We start from the raw sequence: 22,912 nt of genomic DNA on the forward strand, positions 1-22,912 counted from the left end.
ACTTCCTCTTTTTTGTGCTATAATGTCCTTGATTCATAGTGCCTTTTCCTTTTGTATAATCTTGTGTTACAAACTTATTATACAAAGATAAAGGTTCACTATGAATCTTTTTTTACCCGTTGCACTTTATTTTACAATCTTCCACTGAGAAAATTTTAAAAAATATAAAATTTTTTAGATAAAAAAGGAGATAGAATTTATGAAAATGAGCAGAAAGATGAGAATAATTTCAATTCTCATGTCAATTATCGTAATAGCGGCAACGCTAGGTTTTGCGACTTTCGCTTTAACGCAAAACAGCTCGTCTTTGGATTATGACGGCATTTTGACAATCAGCGGCAACGCCGATATTGATGTGAAAATTGAGTTTTTTGAATGCGCCGGGGAAGTAGAGGCTTTGCAGTTTTCAATAACAGCCGATGAAAAAGGAATTATAGAAAAACAAGGCGACGAGATAGTAAAGCAAGTAGTGGATGTTCAAGATTTGACCAACTACGGCATTTTTACTAAGCCTGTGCTAAATCCTGTTTACGATTATAAGTTTGTAATCACTATTTCCAACCCCAATGTCGCGGCAGGCGGAACAGCTTATGCTGACGCCTGTGTAGAGGTTGTTAATTTTGCTTCCAGCCAAGCATTTGGCGATTATTACACAATCATGAACCCTGTCGTTAACAACGATTTGTTAAAAACGGGCGAAAGCATAACTTATGTTGTTTTGCTTGACAATAAGCCACAAGCGGATCTTGATTATAACAATGCTGAGTTTACATATAGTCTTACCATAGTAGCCAAAAAGCTTGAGGCATAAACGCTAAATAAATCAAAGATTTTATTTAAAAAATTACACCAAGCCAAATCTTTATGTGAAATTAACAGCCGGATAATCTTTGGGTTATTTGGCTGTTTTGGTAAATTAGGATGATTAAAGAAGAACTAAGCAAAAAGCGCAATTTAGTCTTTAAGCCTTTGGCGATAACCGTTTGCTTGATTGTTTTAGGCTTAATGAGTTTTACAAGTTATGCCCTAATAACCCAGGGCGATTTTAGCGCGCTTTTTGGCGGATGGGGCAAAATCTCAGACAGGCCCGTCCCCCCGTCCAATAGGGAAACTATAATCATCACCAAGCAAAATAAGGACGACGTGGTTATCCAGTCGGGCTATAATTATGTGTTTCAGGGCGAAGAAAAATGGGGCACGCAAAAACATCCCATTGATTTGAATAGCATTAATTTGATAAAGGGCACGCAAGACGAGCCCTTGGACGCTTATATAGACGGCAAAGATCTTTATTTCAAATTTAATATTAACTCCCAAGACGCGTCCAGCGGATTATTGGGCGTTTTTTCCGGGGCGATAGTTGATTTTAATATTTATAAAGGAAACGCCGGCAACCATCCCAAAGTCGCGGTATTCGCTTCGTCTTTGACAAGCAAAGGCGTTATATATAATTGCGCTAATTTTCTTAATGTTTCTTCATATGACAATACCCAATCCTCGGCGGGTTTTGTGGAGCGCTTAGAAGGGGCGATTATAAAAAGCGTCAATTACGGAAATGTTACGGCTAACGGTTACGCCAGCGGCTTCGCTAACAGCGTAAAAGGCAAAATTATTAACTGTAAGAACTACGGCAAAATAGAATCCAAAGACTCAAAAGCCGCCGGCATTGCCGGCGAGGTTTGGGGCTCTATCAGAAAATCCCAAAACCTAGGCAATGTTTTCGCCAACAAGGGCGCCGCCGGTATAGCTATAAAAGTTATAGGCGGCGAGATAGTTGATTGCGAAAACGGCTCGTCCCATATTAATCCTCAAATTTACGCCTCAAGCGCGCAATCGGTAGGCATAGCCTATGAGGTGGAAAGCGCCGAAGCTGGCGGTCAAACCCAAAAAGGCATTATATTAAGATGTATAAACCGCGCGGATATAGACGGTCATGAGGCGTTTGGCATAGCTTATATCGTAAAAGGCGATGTGGATGGTAGCCAAAATTACGGCGCTATCAGCAGCTACAATTCATGCGCAGGCATCGCCGATTATATAGAAGGCAACCTGACCAATACCCAAAACCACGGCATTATAACAGGCAACAACCAAAAAGCTTCGGGACTTGTTCATAAGATTATTGGCAATATTATTGGCAGCCAAAACAACGGGTATGTAAAGACCGCGGGCGGCCACGCCAGCGGCATAGCTTACGAGCTAAACGGCAATATTATAAACTCAAAAAACCTTGGATTAGTCCACAAGACTGGTTGGGGCTCTGACAAATATGTGGCGGGGATTGTTTCGCTTGGCCAAGGACAAATTTTAAATTGCCAAAACCAAGGGCGGATTATTGCGGACAATATCGCCACCTACATAGGCGGCATCGCCGCAATTATGAGCGGCCAAATCATTAACGCGCAAAGCGGCGGCAAGATCGTCCAAAACAATATGTATCAGCCAATCACAGTAGGCGGAATAGCGGCTGTTTTAAACGACGATAATTTGCCTATAATAGAGAATTGCATATTTTCAGGCGGATTTGATATCAAGTCCAATCATGCTCGCAAGCACTATATTGCCTATTATTATCCGAGCGGAACGATAAAAAATTGCATAGGAATGGGAATAGAATATAATTTATAAAAAATTTTTGATATAAAAAAACCGCATTTTTTTGGATGCGGTTTTTTTAATTATTTCGGCAATTCATGCCCCGTCTTGCGCAGTTAAAGTCCGCCACCCTGCCTCTGTCGCGGTCGCGGTCTCTATCCCCATGGCAAAACGAGTCGCCGCTTAGGGTGAACAATATCAGCATAATTAATATTAAATCGTTTAGATTACAAAATCTATCGTCATCGTCAAAATCGTCGTCAAAACGGTCGCAGTCGCGGTCACGGTCGCAGCAGGCGTTTTGATTGGCTAAAAATAATATCATAAGCAGCAAAATAAAAATATCTTTAGAGTCGGTCATATAAAATCCTCTTTTTTTAATGATATTTTTTATATTATGTCTTTTTTAGACAAAATAAGTGTCCCGATTTTTGATAGCTCCCGAAATTTTGAGTATATAATATGTATATAAACACATATAAAACAATATGCATTATTTTTTTAACGCGGGGCTTAATATGCTGATAGACAAGCGGTTACAAAATCATATTATCAACTTTATGCCGCCCGAAAATGTTATAGAAGGGCTAGCCGACTTCTTTAGCGTTTTTGCCGATATCACGCGCATAAAGATGATTTCGGCGCTTGCCATAGCCGAGATGTGCGTAAGCGACTTGTCCGCGCTATTAAAGATAAACCAAACCACAATCTCGCACCAGCTTAGGAATTTGCGAAAAAACGGCATTGTCAGAAGCCGCCGCCAAGGCAGGGTGGTGTTTTACAGCCTTGCTAGCGACTGCGTCAACGAGGTTATGTTAAGCGGCGTGGAGCATTTGGGATATTAAAAAGCGTTTTAGTGAGCATGGCGAGCGCGCTTAAATTGTTTTAATATCGTTAAGCAGTAAAGAAAATATAAATATATAAAAATTTACCCTATAGCCCGATTTTTTGGGCTTTTTTTGTTTCGGTCTTGGGTTGTCAAGTTTAGAGATGTTTTGTATAATTAATTACTGTGAAAAATTTGGAACAGAAATTAAAACTTCTTCCCGAAAAACCCGGAGTTTATATAATGTATGACTCCGATATGCAGATTTTGTATATCGGAAAAGCCAAGGTTTTGAAAAACAGGGTCAGGCAGTATTTTCATCAAAGCGGCAACCAAACCGAAAAAGTAATGAATATGGTCGCCAAGATTGCCGATTTCTCTTATATTATAGCCTCAAGCGAACTGGACGCTTTGGCTTTGGAGGCCAATTTAATCAAAAAGCACAAGCCCCCATATAATATTTTATTAAAAGACGACAAGTCCCGACCTTATATAAGAATAGACACTAGACAAAAATATCCCTCAATAGAGATAACGCGAAAGCTAAAGGCGGACGGCGCTAAATATTTTGGGCCGTATTTTGGCGTGGCTATCCGCGAAATGGTTGAGCTTATAAGCGGGGCGTATTTGGTAAGAACTTGCAATTACAAGCGGTTTAGCCGCGGCCACCGCGAATGCCTTAATTACCATATCGGGCTTTGCAGCGGACCTTGCACCGAGCGTATAAGCCCCGAGGAATACTGCAAGCAAATAGACAAAGTCATAGCCTTTTTATCGGGCAAGGACAACCATATAGAAGAGATTTTGCGCGAAAGGATGACGCAGGCGGCAAGCGAGCAAAAGTTTGAGGCGGCGATATCATACCGCGACAAGCTACAAATGCTTGAGAAGATGAAACAGCGCATTATCACCTCGTTGCCCAAAACAACCAATTTGGATATTTTCGGGTTTGCTTCCAATCCGTCTTTGAGCGTAATAAGCGCGTTAATAGTAAGGGCGGGCAAGATGTCGGGCGCCGAGAATTTTCCCGTTATTGACGTTACTTTGAGCCCGGAAGAAATGCTTTCTTCGTTTTTGCTGCAATATTACAACGGCACAAGAAACCCGGCTGAAGAAATAATCGTGCCTTGCATGCCCGATAACTGCGAGGGCTTGAAAGAATGGATTTGGTCCAAACACAAAAAGGACGCGCAGTTTTTGGTCCCCAAACAGGGCGTAAGGAAACAGTTATTGGACAACGCATTTATTAACGCCGAGGACTATTTGCAAAACTACGCCGGGCGCGAAAAAATCAAGCAAGACATGACCAAGGGCGCAGTCGTGAATTTGCAACAAATATTAGGACTTAAGCGCAAGCCGCACATAATGGAATGTTACGATATCAGCAATATAAGCGGCGTAGACAAAGTCGCATCCATGGCGGTTTTTATAGGCGGCGAGCCTGACAAATCCAAATATAGACGCTTTAAGATAAAGACCGTGGAAGGCGCCGACGACTATAAGTCCATTTATGAAGTTATTACAAGACGTCTTGAAAGGCTAAAAAACGACGACCAAAGGTTTGGCGTTATGCCCGATTTGATAGTGATTGACGGGGGCAAAGGTCAAGTCTCGTCGGCATACGACGCTATGCAAAAGGCGGAATTTGATATTGAATTAATCGGGCTTGCCGAAAAGGAAGATGAAATCTATTTGGTAGGGCGGTCTGAGCCCATAAGACTGGACAAAAGCAGCTGGGAGCTAAAGCTGCTTCAAAGGATAAGGGACGAAGCGCATAGGTTTGCGCTGAGCTATCATAAGAGCCTTAGGGAAAAAAACATAGTAAGCGAGCTTGTCAATATTCAAGGAATAGGCAAAAAGCTGGCGCAAAACCTTTATAAGCATTTTTTGAGCATTGAAAACATAAAAAAAGCCGATATACAGAGCCTAAAACAAGTAAAAGGCATCTCAGATTCCACAGCCAGAAAAATCTACGACTATTTTCATGGCTAAGAAAATGGGTATATGGTATAATTAACGGTGGTATGTTAAAACTAAAATATCCTGTAGTAGCTTCTGATTTTGACGGAACGCTTTTAAGAAGCGACGACACAATTAGCCAATACACGCAAGATGTAATCAAAGAATTTATCTCATTGGGCGGTTTGTTTTTGGTGGCGACGGGACGAATGCACCGGGCCATAGTAAACCGCCTAGAAGACGCGGGACTGGGCGAGCTGGATACGCCCGTAATAAGCTATCAAGGCGCTTTGGTCAAAACCGCCATATCCGATAAAGTTTTGTTTGACAACTCGCTGGATTTGGATGTAATTACCGATGTGATTAGCGAGGCTAGGGCGCGCGATATTTATATCCACGGATATTTGGACGACACATTGTATGTTGAAAAAGAAATGCCTTGGACTAGAGCGTATGTTGATTTTTTGCGCATTGATTTTGAGTTGGTTGGCGATTTATTGGAATTTCTGACCCGAAAGCTAAAAGACGGCAAGCATTCTTGCCATAAGCTTTTGATGATGCTAGAAGCCGACCAATTGGAGGGCCAAATGCGGCATTTTTTGGATAAATTTGGCGGAGGTATTGATTATAACGACCCTTCGCAAGAGTTCAAAAACCCGCCCCGCGCGATATTCAACACCTCAAGCGCGCACCTTTTGGAATGCATTTCAACCAAAGCGGGCAAAGACAAGGCGATAGAGCAAGTCATAAAATCCAAAAGCTATACTATGAAGGATGTTTTGGCGGTAGGCGATAGCCTTAACGATTACACAATGGTAAAAAGGGCGGGCATGGGCGTAGCCGTGCAAAACGCCGACCCTAGAGTCAAGACAGTCGCAAAATATATCACGGCCTCAAATAACGCCGACGGCGTCGCTCGCGCGATTGAAAAATTTATATTAAACGAGGCATAGGCGATGAAATATGAAAGGATAATAGAAAGGGTCAAAACAACCGAGTTTGCCAAGATTTTGGATCTGGAAATAATCTATCAAGGCAAAGAATACATAACCTTAAGCACGATTAATATCAACCGTCCGGGCATTCAGCTTACGGGCTTTTATACGCATTTTGGCGCGGACCGCGTTCAAATAATGGGCGAAATGGAGTTTGCTTATCTAAAAAGCCTGACGGACGAGCAACGCTATCAGAGCTTGGATAAGTATTTTTCATATCCTTTGCCCTGTCTTATAATAAGCACCAATCTAGAGCCTATGGGCGAGATGGTAGAACTTGCCCAAAAACACCAAATACCGCTTTTAAGGTCGGCTAAGCGCACGACATTCATATTTAACGACCTTGTCGCCTATCTTAACGAATTATTGGCTCCCACAATCACGATGCACGGCGTCTTGATGGATATGTATGGCGTGGGCGTGCTGATTACGGGCGCCAGCGGCATAGGCAAGTCTGAAAACGCTCTGGAGCTTATCCAGAGAGGGCATAGGCTCGTGGCCGACGATGCGGTTATAATAAAGCGCGTTCACGACAGGCTGATAGGCTCCGCGCCCGAGAATATAAGATACCTAATAGAAGTAAGAGGCATAGGCATAATAGACGTGCGCAATATGTATGGCGTGGGCGCGGTTAAGATTACCAAAGTAATAGACATGGTCATAGAGCTTGAAAGGTGGGACGATAACAAAGATTACGATAGATTAGGGTTAACGCAAAACATAGAGATTTTGGGCTATAGCCTCCCCAAAATTTTGGTTCCCGTGCGGCCCGGGCGCAACCTTGCGGTGATATTGGAAGTCGCGGCAAGAGACCATCGCCTAAAGTCAATGGGCTTTTCGGCGCTTGACGAGCTTAACACCCGCCTTATGAAAGGCGACAACTAAAAAAATATCCTAATCAACAAAATTCGTCAATTTTAATCATTTTTATTGGCCAGAGATAATATTATTATATTATTATTATTAATTGGAGGCTGACTAATGTCCAATAATATTGCCGAAGAAATTACCAAAGGCGATTCTACTCCCAAGGCTAGCTTTAAAACATCTTTAATAAACTTTTTATACGCCGTTACTTTTTCGGCTTGTCGGAAAGTGATGGTGTTAAGACTGATAATTTATACATCGTTGATAATCGGCGTTATTTTGTCTATTATTTCAAGCGCCGTTTTGGGTTCGGCTTTACTTTTCTTTGAGAGGTTAATAATATATGTTCTTATAGGAGCGGGCTTGTTCGCCCTTACCGAAATTATTAACAGAAGAACATCTAAATAGCGTTTTTATCTTAGTTTTTTTAAAAAATCTTTTTTTTGGCCGATTTTTAGGCGGCTAAATTTTATTATTGTAAAATTATGAATAACAAGTTGACATATAAAAAACCTAAGATAACAAGAATTGATTTTGAGCATAGGTCAGTAGAACAAGAATTTGACGGCTTTAGGATATTGCACTTGTCGGATTTACATAACAAAGAATTTGAGCTTAATCAATCCATATTAATTGAAATAACCCAAGAAAACAACCCCGACCTTATAGCCATAACGGGCGACATACTCAACAGAGGAAGATTTGACAAGACTTTGCGATACATAAAAGAAGCCGTCAAGGTCGCGCCTGTGTTCTTTACGAGCGGAAACCATGAATATTACTCAAAACAATATAATTTCATAAAAGACCGGTTGGTTAACGCGGGCGCAAAGGTATTGGACAACCGCATAGAAGAAATAACTATAAACAACAAAGTTTTGAGCGTAATAGGCGTCAGGGACGCGAGTTTTTTCAAAAATAAAGAAGCTTTTAATAACACTATAACCGCGCTTTGCGATAAGGCCAAGGGCTTTAGGCTGATGTTAACGCACAAGCCGCATCTAATTGACGCTTACCAAAACAGCGGAGCGGATTTGGTTTTGAGCGGGCACGCGCACGGCGGGCAGGTAAGGCTGCCGTTTGTCGGCGGGCTTTACGCGCCGGGGCAAGGAATTTTTCCGCGCTATACTTCGGGGCTGTATCGGTTAAAAAACGGCGTGTCAATGATAGTAAACAGAGGTCTTGGCGACAGCCAATTCCCTTGGCGGATAAACAACCCTCCGCATGTTATTGTTATAACCTTAAAGCCCAAATCATAAAAAAGCGGCTTATAAAAAAGCCGCTTATTTCTGATATGCACCCCAAAAGTTAGACGCATTTGGGGTGCATTTCAATTCTTTGGCGATTTTATAGGCTATTGATTAGCGAGTTTTAGAAAAAACAATTAATCAAACAAAGCCTTTAAAGCGTCAACGGCGTTTTGCAAGTTTGTCAAATCTACCGCGTGCGGATCGCTTTGATAGGCGTCGTTAAAATCATTAAATTCGTTTTCCACATTGTTTACGGCGTTTTGGACATCGGATATGTTGGGCGTTGTTTCTTCGTCCAATGGCGTGGAGGCCAATACGCCCAAAAGTTGATTGATATCGTCTTTGATTTGGGCAAGCGCCGCGACATCTTCGGCTTCCAGTTCTTCATATTGGCTTATATCAAGCTCGGCAATATCAATTAGCTGGTAAATCAAATCGTTGTTATAAGGATTGTCAAACACCAAATAGCTTACGCCTTGGTCATAATCAAACGACACATGACCTATATTATTGACGGCTTCTGAAACTACCGAGCCAAAATTGGCGTTGAGCTCTTCTTTGCTGCTCGCCTCAAACAAAGATACCATCAAACCTATAATTTGTTCATTGATAGCCGAGCTGTCTCCGCTGCCCAAGAACAAATCGTTGTCTCCATAACTGTCGTCAACAATCATTTTGCCCGGGTTATCAGGGTCAATAATGTATTTGTTAACACTGGTAATATAAATGTCCGACATTCCGCTAAGAAGCATGTCTCCAAAAAAGCCCAAATTCTCTTTTATAGGCTCTTCCACAACTTCTTTGTCAATTACCATAGTGAAAGTGATAACGCAATAGCTCTCGCCGTCAGGCTCTACCTCAAGCTTGACTTGGGCTATCCTAAATTCCAGCTCATTGCTTTCTTCTTGGGAAGAAAGCTCTTCTTGGATTAGCGCCGCCAGCTGCCCGCCCGTGAGCCTTAACGGCCTCTTAAACACTATGTTTTCAATATCAAATAATTGCGTCTCAGGGTCGTATCCCATTATAGAACTTTCTAGTTCGCTCTTGACTAAATTTAGGTTTTGTTCGCTGGGTATGTCGGCGTCGTCAATCTCGGGCTCCTCTGTAAATATATTTTTTACGCCCGACAAAAAGTCAATCAAGTCCCCCCAATTATTAATACCTAATTGCATCCATTCGCCTTCATCGCCTATATACTTTTGCATCAAATAATTGCCGCCAAAATATCCCGCGGCAACCGTTCCGCCAAGCAACACCAGTATCATTATCAATGATACCAAACAACATCCGCCTTTTTTCATAAAAATAAACCCCCTTTAGATTAGTTAGAGTATATCATATAAACTATTAAAAAAATATAGAAATTAGATTAAAAACTAATTAAAATTTCTTGGTTAATATTGCTAGGTTTATAATAGGATTTTTTGCAAACAATAGCATCGCGAGGAAAAAATCCGCGCGAAAAAACAAAAGGAGAAATTATCATGCCTGACAAAAACCAAAGATGCAACCAAAACAGAAACCAAAACAAGAACCAAAACAAGAACCAAAACAAAAACCAAAACAGGAACAAAAACCAGAACAAGAACGAAAACAGAAATGATATCTAAAAAGGCTGTCATTTCTTAAATTATTTTAGATACGGCGCGCTAATCTTAACGCGCCGTATTGTTTTTTTTATCTTTTTACGACATTAAAGTTTTCATCTATCAACAGCCAGTTTTGAGGAAAGGGAAGCCCCAGCTTCCAATAACTGATGCCGCGCAAACCCAATTCTTTTATTAAGTCAAACTTAGCTTGTATGCTGCGTGCGTCCTCAAACCAAACTTCGTGTTCTTGTCCTTGGGAATCAAAATAATTTAAATGAGGCGCCTGCGCGACGGGGTCAAAAAGTATCTCGGCGTTGTTGTCCCTTGCCAATAATATGGCTGTTTGGGGGCTTATGGCGCGGGCAAACGGCCCGCCCGGCACAAAGGGCAATGTCCAGTCATAGCCGTAAAGATTTTGCCCCATCAAAATTTTGTTGGCCGGTATTTCGGTTAACGCGTATCTAAGCACTTGTTCCACTTTGTCTATGGGCGAAACAGCCATGGGCGGACTGCCAGAATAGCCCCATTCATAAGTCATAATGACCACAAAATCCACTATCTGCCCAATCGCGCCGTAGTCATGCGCTTCGTACCATTGCCCTGCTTGCTCGGCGCTGGTTTTGGGCGCAAGCGCGGCAGAGACCAAAAAGCCTTCGGCGTGAAGCCTATTGGTCGCTCGGCGCAAAAATTCAGTATAAAGATCCCTCAAATCCACGGGCAAGAACTCAAAATCAAAATGTATATCCCGATAATTTAGGCGTCTTGCTTCATTGATAATATTCTCTAACAGCAAATCCTGAACAGCCACGCTTTCAATTATGGCGCGCCCCAGCTCGCCGCTAAAACGCCCCTGTTCTATATTGGTAACCGTCATCATAAGCGCGTTGCCATTTCTCATTGCGATTTGGGGAATGCCTTGAATGGGCGGGGCGTTTAAAGTCCCGTCGCGGTTAACCCGATAACTAAATGCCGCAAGATAGGTCAATCTAGGCGCGGCTTCCGCTGTGTCCGCCAGCAATAATGGGCTTGGCGCGTCGCCTATAGGTTCGGCGTAGGCGTTGACCTCAACGCTTACCTTAGGGAAGGGCGGGATATATAATCTAAGCCCTACGGGCAGCGGAGCGGACGGATTGATGCGGTTAATCTCAGCAAGCGCAAGATAATTTATGCCAAATCTGCGTCCGATAGCCCAAAGGCTGTCGCCCGGCTGCACAAAATAATATCTGCCCGTTATTGGAATAACTATGGTTTGGCCTACGACGAGCCGTTCGGGGTCGGGAATGCGGTTGGCGCTGACAATATCGCTGACCGAAGAATTAAAAGTCCGCGCTATCGCAAAAAGCGTATCGCCCCTTTGAATCGTATAAATTTGCATTTATTCTTACCTTCTTTTATTTAATATTAGTTAATTTTATGCGTAGAAAATTGCAATTATACAAATAGCCTAATCAACAAAGCCTAATTAAAAATTATCGCCATAACAGTAAAAATAATGAAAAATCTAATATTTTGGTTGTTAAAAATAATATTTAGGTGATTGCTTAAAACAAGCCAAACAAAATGATTATCCTAATTCAAAAGAAATAAAATCAAATCGACCTTTTCCTTTGAATCTAAAATATAATGATTTTTTGCCTTGGGGTTTTTCTTCAAATAAACCCTCAAATCTTTGGGTTTTGTTTTTGGTTGAACAAATAGGTATGACAGCGCAGGGGCGGGCTTGCCCGTAGGGCGCTATAAACTCAGAAAACGAGGATACACCGCTTTTATTTGACGGGCTTAATGCAAATACTTCCATAACGCCTTTTGCTTTGCCCCGTAACTCTACCGTAACGCTTTTTGTATCTTTAAATTCAAAATATTTAAACCCCGCGGACGCCCCGTCGCAAAAATTGGCTATATATTGGTCGGGACCGCTTTCCCTATCGCCGCCGTCTTGGGTAAAATACGGATGGATTGGCTTAAATCTTTTGACTGCGCCATACCAATAAGCGCCCTTTTTGGAAAATAAATTACAGGCGATATAGGCGGGATATTTGCCAATGCCCTCCAAAGCCTTGCCGTTTAGCCCGCATGAGGTCATTTCCGCTTGCATAAAAGCGCCGTTTATAAACTCTATTTCCTCGGCGCAAGCTTGGCGGCTGAATTGATTTTTGTTGGTTTGGCGATGATAAAAAACATAATATTTGCCTTTTATCTCTATCGCGCTGCCGTGAGTGTTCCCTGTGTAATTCAGCGCTTGTTTTTGGGTTCTGCCGTCAATGCCTATGTCGCCGTTGCTGACAAGAGTCCCGCCATATTCAAAACCGCTTAAGGGCTTGTCGCTTACCGCCCAGCATAATTCGTGCCCTTGATACGAGGAATAAATGAAATAATACTTGCCTTGAAATTTTCGCATTGAGCTGGCTTCAAAAAATTCATGGTTTTCATACGGCGTGCCCGCCGATTCGGTCTTTCCTTTTATGCCGATGTAGCAAGGCCCTTGCTTTATCGTAAGCATGTCCTCTTCCAGTTCAAAGCCCATTGCGCCGTGTTTGCTCGGTTTGTGTCCCCAAGTTAGTATAAAAGGCGGATTGGTTTGTCCAAAGCCGGTATAAAGATATATTTTGTTGTCGTCGTCAATAAAAATTCCCGGGTCAAATTGCAAGGGCTCGCCTTTTGCGCCCAGCGGCGTCCCGTCGGGGTATTTAACATGGCCCAAAAACTCATACTTGCCAGCGGGAGTGTCGCAAACAGCCACCGATATTCTGCTATAACCAAGTAAAAAATAATACAGATAATAGCGACCGTCCAAACCTTGACAAACATCGGGCGCGGCCAAACCTCTTAGGATAGTCCGTTTTTTGCCGTTTGGGTCTTGAACGCGGCGAAAAATAACGCCCTCGTAACGCCAATCGGCAAGATTGTCAACAGGCGCCGACCAGCAAACATAGTCGTTTAGACAAAAACTAAGGCCGTTAAATTTATCGTGCGATCCATAAAGATACACCCTGTCGCCAAAAATGTGCGGCTCGCCGTCGGGGATGTATTCGTAACTTGGCAAAAACGGGTTAAACGCCTGTTTCATAATGTTTTCCTTGTTATTTACATATTATTTATATTTATTATACTATAATCTTCATGATGTTTCTAGTTTTTATGCGCTTTTTGCGAGCGCGGAAAAATAACCTTAAAAATTGGATAAAATACCCAGAACGAGATCAACGCCTGCAAGAACGAAGCAAATACCCCGCCCATAGTATCGCCCAACAGGCCATATATCCAAGGCTGATACAGAGCATAAAGCACATTTTGCCCTAGCGTAATGACGACAGTGGCGATAACAAACCAAAACACTGCGCGCGGAATATCGCCATCGGACTTAAACGCGATATTTCTTTGCATAATAAATGTCAATACTTGCGCGATTACCAAAGTAATAAACATCGCCAAAAAATAAGCAAGTCCTCCATGCCCTAAATAGAGCCCCGAAACCCCGTTCATAGAGCGATGGACATATTCGCCCACTTGACCGCCCGTAAAGTTAAACACATAATAAGGGTCATAAATTTTTGTGCCGTCCGATAATACCTTGGCTACCTTTTGGGCGCTGCCTATCGGGCCAATAAAGTGAAAATCTGTATTTATTAAATTAGTCTGTTTGAATATAAACTGCAATAGCGGCAATATAATGAATTGGATTATAGTGATAAAATTGCCTACCATAAAGTAGCGGATAAACTCGGCTATTTTATAATGACGATGCCACCAATAATATACGCCTAAGCCAAAATTTTTGTATGATTTGACAAAATTTTTGAATGAAACCACATAGCCTTGTTCGTTTTTGGGGTCTATTAAAGTCGCCCTAATGGACGCCGTCAACGAAAAGCTGGCCGCAAGCGCATATAAAAAAGCGGCAACAACGGAAAATATTGATATTTTCCCTTTTAATATAGGAATCGCCAAAAACGCCGCCGCGCTAAATAACGATATTAAGCCAAATACTATTTGGGCAAAACAATTATATTTCGGCAATAACATAGATATAATCATAACTATTATTGGAAGAACGCTGGCAATCAACAATATAATTGACGGGTTTGAAATCAAATTTAAACTAACGCCATCATTGGTCGCGTAAGGCAGAAAAACCATAATTGCGCCGAAAAGCCCCGAGAAGAAGCCTAAGACATTGGTTAACGCCGGCATCCAATCTGAAAACCATGTCTTTGACAACAAATGGTTTTTGGCTTCTTCTCTGGCTCTATCGGCTTTTACTCTCTTTTGTTTTATCTTTTGTTCTTTTAATTGATTGTTTTTGTTCATTTTTGTTAAAAACAGCTTTTACAAAACCTTAATTTCAGTTTTGGCGGTTCCTAATTCGCTTCCCCCAAAAACCGAGATTGTTCCCTTTTCATTCGGACGTATAATCGCGAGCGCTTCGCCGAAATAAGTCTCGGCGGTATCCGTAAGATACCCGCGTTCGTTAAAAGGGCAACCATTGCCGAAAGCAAGCAAAGTCCCGTTTTCCACAAGCAGATTGACGCTATTATGAACATAGGGCTTTAACAAACCGTTGCTGTCAGTAAACCTCACCCTTACATAAGCGAGGTCTTTTTGCGTGATTTGGCCTTGCTCGGGTTCTAAGCGCAAAATTGTTTGCTCGTCGCCGCTATGTAAAGAAGTGCGATATAATTCGTTTCCGTCTTGGTCTAAGCCTATCGCGGTCAATACGCCCGAATAATATTTTGTCTTAAAGTATGCCACATAGTTTTTGTTAGGTCTTTTTTCGCCTATTTTTTTATCGTTTAGATAAAGCGCTACCTTAGGCGCGCGGCTATATACTTCAACGATAGTCTTTTTGCCCTCATAGCCCGGATAGTTCCAGCTTTCAATAGCGCCGCTCATTTTCCACGCCGACGGCGAAGTTTTTATCCCTGAACAATGAACAGGCTGAGCCGCTATTCTGATGTTGTCTTGCTCAAACGCTACCTTTGTGTAAGCAGTCTCGGCGGTCGGCTTGCCTGTAAGATCCAAACGCCCCGAACCCGCGCTCATCCAGCCTACGCCGTAAGAAAAATCTTTGGCGTGGCATTGATGCACCCACGCGCCTATTCCCACTTCGCCCAAATAGTCCATTCCAGCCCAAACAAAATCGCCTATCAAAGCGGGATGCTTTTTGGCTAAATCGTAAAACAGCCCGGCGTCCTTGCAAAAAGTTTCGGTGCCCAAAATCACTCTGTCGGGATATTTTTTGAAGTCCTTTTTATATCTCAGAATTCCATAGTTGTATCCGGCTACATCCAGTCTTTTGAAAGCTTCGCGAGTTTTGCGGTCGCTGCCTCTTAAAGTAGCTCCTAGTTTCATGGTTTTGTCGCCAAGTTTGCCCGCCAAGTTATTAAAGAACTCGCTGCCGAAGGCTTTGTGCTTCTTTTGTTTTAGGGCTTTTTCGGCCTTTTTGTCCGAGTAAACGCCAAAGCCTAAAGAGTATAAATAATTAAAGAATATATTAATTCCGCAAGTGACAGGGCGATAGTCTAAGCTCTTTAGATACTTAGTCATTTTTTCGCAAAGCTCTATGCCTCGCTTCTCTCCCGTTTCCGCAACTTCGTTACCGATGGAATACATTATCACGCTTGGATGGTTGTAGTCTTTATCCACCATGTCTTTTAAATCTTGCCGCCACCAATCGAGCATTTTGTCCGCATAGTCGTATTTATTCTTGTGAATATACCACATATCCACATATTCGTCCAAAACTAACACGCCCAACTCGTCGCAAGCGTCGAGTAAGGCTTTAGAGCAAGGGTTATGAGCAGACCTTACGGCGTTGTAGCCCGCCTCTTTTAGAAGTTTTATCTTGCGATATTCCGCAAAAGGATGCGCTGCAGCGCCCAATAAGCCGTTGTCGTGGTGAATGCAAGCTCCTAGCAACAAGGTCCGCTTGCCGTTTATTAAAAAGCCGTTGCGGCTGTCGCATTCTATTGTCCTTATGCCAAATCGAGTTTGATAAGAGTCGCCCTCGAAATTAACCTTGCAGATATATAATTTAGGATTATCAATATCCCAAAGGCTGGCCTGAGGTAGTTCGGCTATTATTTTTAAAGGATTATTGCCGTCGGCGTTTTTTTGGCTAGAATATAAAACGGTTTGGTCGTCCAATACCTGAACTTCGACCTTGCCCATCGCGTTGGTTTCCACGGTGATTTCTATCTTGGGCATTTTATAGTCAAGAGTCTTGATTTTTACGCCGTTTAACTTAATATGCTTTTGAGGCAAAACATACATATTTACGGGGCGATAAATGCCCGAGCCCGAATACCAGCGGCTGTTGGGCTGGTCGCTGTTATGGGCGATAACTTTTATGACATTGTCTTGATTGAATTTTAGGTGGTTAGAGCAATCGACATAAAAATTAGTATAGCCGTAAGGTCTATACGCAACTTTGATATCGTTTATATAAACTTCCGCGTCCTTATAAACGCCCTCAAACTCAAACACAACTATTTGATTTTCAAGCTCTTGGGACGCGAAAAAGGTTTTTTCATATACATAATCGCCTCCGCGATGCCAAGCTATATGCTTGCCGCCTAGACTGTCTTGCGAGCGTTCCTCGTAAATCATAGCGTCGTGCGGAAGCGTAACATTCTTAATTGTCTCGGGTTGGTCTTTTTTGTATACCGACCAATTATCGTTAAAATTGATTTTCAGCATATTTTCACCGGTCTAATTTCATAATAGAAAAATTACATCCAATCGGTAAGCAATGTTTTTGCCTATGACAACAAAACATATAAAATCTTAATTCAAAGTCCTGTTAGTAACAGCTTCCAAAAAGGAAGCTGTTACTATGGACTTTCTAAAATGCCGCTTTAGATTAGTCTTTTACGAATTTGCGGCCGAAAGCGCTTACTATCGCCGCGACTATCGATAGAGCGTAGAACACAAAGCCGACTATAGAGATATTCAGCGAAACTTCTTCGGCGGGCGGATAGTTAACCGGTATAAAGTGAACATCCGCTATAAGAGTAATACGCTCTAAAACGAACAACATTAAGCTAGCTATTAATAGACCGTCGATTACCAAAACAGCTAGGTCGATTAGTCTATCGTCGATTTTGCCCGCGAAAACCAATACCGCGGCTGCGATGGCTATAGCCACAAATGTGCATATTACGGGGACTGAATTCATAGGCAAGCCTTTTAGGTAGCCTGTGGTAGAAGTAACAAGGTATATTATTACTCCTGCCAAACCTAAAACCGCGCTTGCTAAAACAGCCCAGGAGGCTACGGTTTGTTTTTTAATCCAATTTAACATATTATTTTACCTCCTTTGCGCGCTTAATCTGGCATACCGCGTAGAATGCCAAGCTAGTCAGCGTTATCACAGCAAAGATAGTGATTAAGCTGATGTATGCGGCTCTCCACCAGGTCATTAGTTGCACTACGCGCGATGTGGAGTTAATTCCGTTCATCGCCAAGCTATTAGCTAGCGCGTATAATGTATAATGCGCAATACATAAGTCTCTTCGGATTCGCGGATCGCGAATTCTTTTAACCCTTCATACGCTTCTTTAGCCGTAGTGAAATTGGATTTGTAATTCCAGATGTCTTCTTCGTCATCTGTTTTTTCGGTTACGATTTTTTGACTTCTGGTCTTAAACAAAGTGTCAATCGGGGCGCGGTATTGCTCCATAACGACAGCAAGCGTTATTACTATCGCCAAACAGAACACAGCTACATGCGCTATGCCGCGCCACAATCAAGGTTTTTTAAACATATGGCTTTTATTTTCTTCCTTTTTGGTTTTTTGAACAATGGTATCGCTACCATGTGTTTTCATATCAATTATTAATATGGGCAATCAAAGATAAAAAGCTTTTGCATCCTATCGCGCTAAATATTGTTCGTATTATGGGCAATCATTATGTATAATTCATAATTTATGGTAATAAAAACCCTTAAAAATACAAGACCAAATTCCTAAAATGGCTCTTTAGACGCGTAAATTGAAAAAACTGCTATGTTCATAGCGGTTTTAACTTAGGTTTTTTGTGTATAATAAAATCAATTAGCTTGCCTAAACGGCAATAAAATATTGAGTTTAAATATATTGTTAGATGTGTCCAAAGATACGAAGCCATGATATTTTTGACTGATCATTTTTATGCTTTTCAGACCAAAGCCGTGGTATCTTGTGTCTTTTTTGGTAGTTTTGGGCAAATCGTCCTCAAATTGTAAAATGCCTTTGTAATAGTTTTCTATATGTATAACAACCATGTTCATCGCGCGCTTTACCGAAAGGCTTATAACCCTTTTGTCAGGGTCTTCCAGCTTTTGCACCGCTTCGATGGCGTTATCTATGACGTTGCCAAACAAAGAGTATATATCCGAAGAACGCATAAACGACAAAATCGCCCCGTCAACCATACAATTGAGTTTTATCGCGTTTTGCCAGCATTTTAAGCTTTTTTCAGCCAAAATAACATCCAAAACATCATTGCCAGTCTTTACGGATAAATCGTATATGGATATGGCGTCTTTGAGTTCTTTTAGTTCGCTTTCGCTCAGCCGTCCTTCTAATTGGGAGAGCTGATGTTTTAAGTCATGGCATTTTATGTTAATAATATCTATGGTTTCTTTGCTGGTTTGCAATTGTTGTTTTTGGAGGTGTAGCATATGCTCTAGCAATTGCATTTCTTGCATCATGCTTGACCTTTTTAACATGATGTATAGTATGCTCAGAGTAAGCAAGCAACTTATTATGTCATAACAAGAAAGCATTAAATACACGGAATAATCCTTGGTGTATTGGTATTGTACTAATACTATCGAAATGAGCGTTAACGCCATGGAGAGCAAAATGATTTCGTAATTGTAAAAACGAATTAAATCGTTTTCTTTTAGATGGCGTGCGAAGAAAAAGTAACATAACGCATACATAACGGAAAGGGTCGCCACATACAGACATTTGCTTTCTTGCATATTAAAGTTTATTATCAGCGCGCTATTAATCAGCTCGCCCACCCTAAACGCCAAGTGTTGAGTGGCAAAAGCCCCGATTTCGCAAAACCAAGCGATTCGTAATTTTATATCAAAGCAAAAAACAATACTAAGAGTAGCGAGAGTCACTAACATAATGTATTTTGGGATGTCCCAAAATGTATATCTGGTATTAAAAAAACTCCAGACTATGCACACGCCCAAAAAAACTACAAAGCTGCCCAGCGCGCGCCAAACAAAATTTTTGCGGCGAGGGAGCGCGCGCGTAAACAAAATGTTGCATATCAACATTTCAAAGGCAAAGCCGTTTTTTTCAAAAAATGTAATAACATGTTGCCAAAATTGACTCATATAAAATTACCCTGTCCAAGCCAGTTGGCTAAATCGGTCAAAAATTGTTTCTTTTTGGGACGGCTGATTTTTAAAACGTCGCCGTTAATCATTAATAAGTCGTAATTTTGAACCGATTTTATGTATTTTGGATTGACCAAATAACAACTGTTGCACCTCATAAAGTTATACGGTCTTAATTTGTCTTCCATTTTAGACAAAGAGCCCGAAGCTATGATACCTCCCTCTGTAGTATGATAGCAGAGTGTATGACCCGTAACTTCTATGTATATTATCTTTTTGGTGGATAATCTAACAAAGCCGTCCACCTTCCTAATGACTAATTCTATCTCGGCGTTGGTCTTTACTATATTGATAGCTTTGTCCATCTTTAAAGAAAAGTCCTGATAATTAATCGGCTTTACCATAAAATCCAAGGCGCCCGCTTCGTATCCTTTTACCGCGAATTGCGCCATATTGGTCACAAAGATTAGCACGGACTCTTTGTCAAATTCTCTTAACTTGAGCGCGGCGTCCATGCCATTTAAATTGGGCAGCTCTATATCCATAAAGATAATATCGTATAAAACGCGGCGATCGGACAAAAAAGACAACGCGTCGTTAAATCTTTTTATATCAAATTGAATATCGTTTTTTTCTTGATAATATGTCAAATAATCCCGCAAAACGAAAGCCGCGGAATCGTCCTCTTCGACAATAGCAATATTTATCATACCCCACCTCAATAGTTTTCTCTAAGATTATAAGCTAATTTAACAGTCAAAGTCAATATTTACAAAAACTGATTCTAACTAAAGCGGCGCATAAAAAGGCCGCCTTTAGATATTATATCCTAACGGCATTGTTTTTATGAATGCCTTATTTTGAAGCCTAAGATAAAGATATTATCAAAATAATATAGAATATTAAGCTTAAATATCAAAAAAAGGCAATACAGAAAACGCGATATTATTAAGAAGTTTATATCAAAAAAGACGGTTTTTTAAAAAAAAACCGTCTTTTTTGGCACACCCAGAGGGACTTGAACCCCCAGCCTTTTGGTCCGTAGCCAAACGCTCTATCCAGTTGAGCTATGGGTGCTTAAGCGTTATTATAGTATAGTTCAATAGCTGCCTTTTTGTCAAGAAGTAAATATTAGCAATAATTAAATATATATTTTATTTTTTTAGGCTTTAAGATTTAAATACTTATGAGCGTTTTTTTTAGTGTTTGGAGTTTATAGGCGTTTTTTTAGCATTAAAGTCTATTATATGAAGCTTGCAGTCTTTTAAGCGAGCGCTCTTTGCCAAAAAGTGCCGCCATCTCGGTCGCGCCGCCGGGCGTGACTTGGGCGCCCGTCAAAGCCACGCGCATTATCCAAAACAACGCGTTACTTTTTAGGTTAATCTCCGCCGCAAAGTCCTTGAGGTTTTCATAAAGAACGCTGTTATCAAAAGTTTCTATTTGCTCAAGCCTTTTTATAAGCTTTGGTAGTATTTGTTTTGCCAGCGCCTTGTCGGTTTTTAGTTTTTTGTTTACGAATAAGCCCAAATCAAAATTGTCAAATTCGTTCAAAAACTTTAGTTTTTCGGGTATATCGGACAATATTTCCACCCTTGACTGCAACAGCCCATCAAGCGCCGCGTAATCAAATTTATCTTTTAGTCCCAGCGCATCATAATAAGGTTTGGACGCTTTAGCAAAATCTTGCGGCGGCATTTCTTTTATATACAGCGAGTTGAGCCAGCGCATTTTGGGCTCGTCAAAAATGGACGGGGACTTGGATATGCCTTCAATAGAAAAAGCTTCTATCAATTCTTGCATGGATAGTTTTTCCCTGTTATCTTTCGGGTTCCAGCCAAGCAACGCTATATAATTGACAATGGCCTGGCTTAAATATCCTTTGGCGATAAAATCATCGTAACTGGCGTCGCCCGTGCGCTTGGAAAGCTTGCGGGCGCTGTCTTTCATAATGGGCTGCAAATGGATATAATTAGGGCGCTCCCAGCCAAAAGCGTCGTAAATAAGGTTATATTTGTTGGTTGATGTCAGGTATTCCACGCCCCTTATGACATAGTTGATTTGCATCAGGTGGTCGTCAATAACATTGGCAAAATTATATGTCGGCATGCCGTCAGATTTTAGCAAAATATTGTCTTCCAAGTCTTTATAGTCAACCGAAATTTCGCCAAAGACCAAATCCGTGAATGATGATACGCCTTGTTCGGGTATGTTTTGACGCACAACATAGGACTCGCCCGCGGCTATCTTTGCCCGGGCTTGCTCAAGCGAATAATTGCGCAAGCAATATTTGTCGTATTTGGACGCGCCGCTTTCTTGAAGTTTGGCCAGTCGTTCTTTGGAACAAAAACAATAATACGCCGCGCCCGTTTCCACAAGCTTGTGCGCGTAATGGTTATATATGTCTTTTCGCTGGGATTGAATATAAGGCCCAAAAGGTCCGCCAATATCCGGCCCTTCGTCGTATTGTATGCCCGCTTGCTTTAGCGTCTTATATATAATGTCAATAGCGCCTTCTATCGTCCTTTCGGTATCGGTGTCTTCTATCCTTAAAATAAACTTGCCGTTATTGGCTTTGGCGAATAAATACGCGTATAACGCCGTGCGCAAATTTCCTATGTGCATATAGCCCGTAGGGCTGGGCGCGAATCTTGTTCTTACCATAAATCGTTCTCCTTAATAATATCGGCTATTATTTTTTGGGGCAGTTTGTGCTTGTGGTCTTCAAAAATGCTGCTGATTATTCCCGCTTTTTTGAAGCTGTAAGCCTCGCTGCCCGCCACTATAATATGGTCTATCAAAAGTATATCCAAATACGCAAGCGCTAGCGCCAAATTTTGAGTAAATTTTAAATCATTTTGGGACGGGGTTAGTTGCCCCGAAGGATGATTATGCGCCACCAATATTTTGTCCGCCGAAAACCTAAACGCCTCTTCCGCTATGCTGCGCGTGTTGACATAGGCTTCTTTAAGCCCGCCTTGCGAAATTATGCGTTTTCGCACTATTTTGCCCGAACTGTCCAAACAAACAATCATAACTTCTTCTTTTGACTTGTGACTCAAAGTGGCGCAAGCTATTTTTTTGGCCTGCAAATAATTGTCTATTCTTTCGGCGGCAAGCTCGTATTGATAATTAACCCTATTGATAATCTCGGGCAAGAGCGAAATGCTAAGGGCCGCTATCTCGGTCATGCCTTTGATTTTATGCAGCTCTTTCCAATCGGCATAAATTACATTTTTTAAAGAACCAAAGGCGTCCAGCAGCCTATGCGCTATCTCGTTGGTGTCTTTTCTCGGAATGAAAGGGAACAAAAACATCTCAAGCAATTTATGGTCATAAAAACTGGCGGCGCCTAGATTTTTTAGTTCCTCCCTCATCCGTTGCCTGTGTCCGCCGTGCGGATGCGGGTCTTTGGCCTTTTTCAAAAATCCTTGCCCCCTTAACTACCGTTATAGTATAATGTTTTTTACAGATTAATGTAAAAATACAAAAAAA

At 41.5% G+C, this 22,912-nt stretch carries 20 protein-coding genes and 1 tRNA gene; 8 read left to right on the top strand and 13 right to left on the bottom strand.

Translation table 11 applies throughout. From position 1 onward, the window contains the following. Positions 1–199 precede the first annotated feature (199 nt). On the top strand, positions 200–811 hold the full coding sequence (locus GX756_02660) for a hypothetical protein (GenBank protein NLC16759.1): 612 nt from the start codon (positions 200–202) through the stop codon (positions 809–811). 110 nt (positions 812–921) lie between these two features. After that, positions 922–2,628 (top strand): hypothetical protein, encoded by a 1,707-nt coding sequence (locus GX756_02665; GenBank protein ID NLC16760.1) that lies wholly within the window; start codon positions 922–924, stop codon positions 2,626–2,628. 46 nt (positions 2,629–2,674) lie between these two features. Here GX756_02665 and GX756_02670 read toward each other — a convergent pair whose 3' ends face one another. Next, entirely contained in the window at positions 2,675–2,956 is a 282-nt protein-coding gene (locus GX756_02670) for a hypothetical protein (protein ID NLC16761.1), read from the bottom strand. Positions 2,957–3,113: 157 nt separating this feature from the next. On the opposite strand from GX756_02670, the gene GX756_02675 reads away from it, so the two are divergent. The 6 genes from GX756_02675 to GX756_02700 all read left to right on the top strand — a co-directional run bounded on the left by GX756_02675 (position 3,114) and on the right by GX756_02700 (position 8,501). After that, a complete protein-coding gene (locus tag GX756_02675) occupies positions 3,114–3,440 on the top strand; it encodes a winged helix-turn-helix transcriptional regulator (GenBank protein ID NLC16762.1) in 327 nt (108 codons plus the stop codon). A 167-nt stretch (positions 3,441–3,607) separates the two neighbouring features. Continuing rightward, on the top strand, positions 3,608–5,413 hold the full coding sequence (gene uvrC, locus GX756_02680; protein ID NLC16763.1) for an excinuclease ABC subunit UvrC: 1,806 nt from the start codon (positions 3,608–3,610) through the stop codon (positions 5,411–5,413). A 32-nt stretch (positions 5,414–5,445) separates the two neighbouring features. Continuing rightward, positions 5,446–6,333: a Cof-type HAD-IIB family hydrolase gene (locus tag GX756_02685; protein NLC16764.1), complete on the top strand. Its 888-nt coding sequence runs from the start codon at positions 5,446–5,448 to the stop codon at positions 6,331–6,333. 3 nt (positions 6,334–6,336) lie between these two features. Next, on the top strand, positions 6,337–7,260 hold the full coding sequence (gene hprK, locus GX756_02690) for an HPr(Ser) kinase/phosphatase (GenBank protein ID NLC16765.1): 924 nt from the start codon (positions 6,337–6,339) through the stop codon (positions 7,258–7,260). Positions 7,261–7,356: 96 nt separating this feature from the next. Continuing rightward, entirely contained in the window at positions 7,357–7,650 is a 294-nt protein-coding gene (locus GX756_02695) for a hypothetical protein (GenBank protein ID NLC16766.1), read from the top strand. A 77-nt stretch (positions 7,651–7,727) separates the two neighbouring features. Next, positions 7,728–8,501, top strand: a complete 774-nt coding sequence (locus GX756_02700; protein NLC16767.1) for a metallophosphoesterase — start codon at positions 7,728–7,730, stop codon at positions 8,499–8,501. 125 nt (positions 8,502–8,626) lie between these two features. On the opposite strand, the gene GX756_02705 is transcribed toward GX756_02700, so the two are convergent. The 12 genes from GX756_02705 to radC form a co-directional block, all read right to left on the bottom strand. Continuing rightward, complete coding sequence (locus GX756_02705) at positions 8,627–9,793, bottom strand: hypothetical protein (GenBank protein NLC16768.1); 1,167 nt, start codon at positions 9,791–9,793, stop codon at positions 8,627–8,629. 376 nt (positions 9,794–10,169) lie between these two features. Continuing rightward, positions 10,170–11,456: a LysM peptidoglycan-binding domain-containing protein gene (locus tag GX756_02710; GenBank protein ID NLC16769.1), complete on the bottom strand. Its 1,287-nt coding sequence runs from the start codon at positions 11,454–11,456 to the stop codon at positions 10,170–10,172. 189 nt (positions 11,457–11,645) lie between these two features. Beyond that, complete coding sequence (locus GX756_02715) at positions 11,646–13,148, bottom strand: family 43 glycosylhydrolase (GenBank protein NLC16770.1); 1,503 nt, start codon at positions 13,146–13,148, stop codon at positions 11,646–11,648. Between the two features lie 62 nt (positions 13,149–13,210). Continuing rightward, positions 13,211–14,389 carry a hypothetical protein gene (locus GX756_02720; GenBank protein ID NLC16771.1) on the bottom strand — a complete coding sequence of 393 codons (1,179 nt, stop codon included), beginning with the start codon at positions 14,387–14,389 and terminating at the stop codon, positions 13,211–13,213. Between the two features lie 18 nt (positions 14,390–14,407). Next, a complete protein-coding gene (locus tag GX756_02725; protein ID NLC16772.1) occupies positions 14,408–16,777 on the bottom strand; it encodes a glycoside hydrolase family 2 protein in 2,370 nt (789 codons plus the stop codon). 163 nt (positions 16,778–16,940) lie between these two features. Then, positions 16,941–17,381: a sodium:proton antiporter gene (locus tag GX756_02730; GenBank protein ID NLC16773.1), complete on the bottom strand. Its 441-nt coding sequence runs from the start codon at positions 17,379–17,381 to the stop codon at positions 16,941–16,943. Positions 17,382–17,552: 171 nt separating this feature from the next. Beyond that, positions 17,553–17,789: a hypothetical protein gene (locus GX756_02735; GenBank protein ID NLC16774.1), complete on the bottom strand. Its 237-nt coding sequence runs from the start codon at positions 17,787–17,789 to the stop codon at positions 17,553–17,555. Between the two features lie 341 nt (positions 17,790–18,130). Beyond that, positions 18,131–19,417: a GHKL domain-containing protein gene (locus tag GX756_02740; protein NLC16775.1), complete on the bottom strand. Its 1,287-nt coding sequence runs from the start codon at positions 19,415–19,417 to the stop codon at positions 18,131–18,133. Next, entirely contained in the window at positions 19,414–20,130 is a 717-nt protein-coding gene (locus GX756_02745) for a response regulator transcription factor (GenBank protein NLC16776.1), read from the bottom strand. The genes GX756_02740 and GX756_02745 overlap by 4 nt, the downstream gene beginning before the upstream one ends. A gap of 290 nt (positions 20,131–20,420) precedes the next feature. Beyond that, positions 20,421–20,497: transfer RNA gene (locus GX756_02750), tRNA-Arg, on the bottom strand. 156 nt (positions 20,498–20,653) lie between these two features. Beyond that, positions 20,654–22,081, bottom strand: coding sequence for a glutamate--tRNA ligase (locus GX756_02755; GenBank protein NLC16777.1), 1,428 nt, complete (start codon positions 22,079–22,081; stop codon positions 20,654–20,656). Next, a complete protein-coding gene (gene radC / locus GX756_02760; protein ID NLC16778.1) occupies positions 22,075–22,842 on the bottom strand; it encodes a DNA repair protein RadC in 768 nt (255 codons plus the stop codon). Before radC ends, GX756_02755 begins: the two co-directional genes overlap by 7 nt. Positions 22,843–22,912 lie beyond the last annotated feature (70 nt).

Source organism: Clostridiales bacterium (genome assembly GCA_012512255.1).
GTDB lineage: Bacteria > Bacillota > Clostridia > Christensenellales > DUVY01 > DUVY01.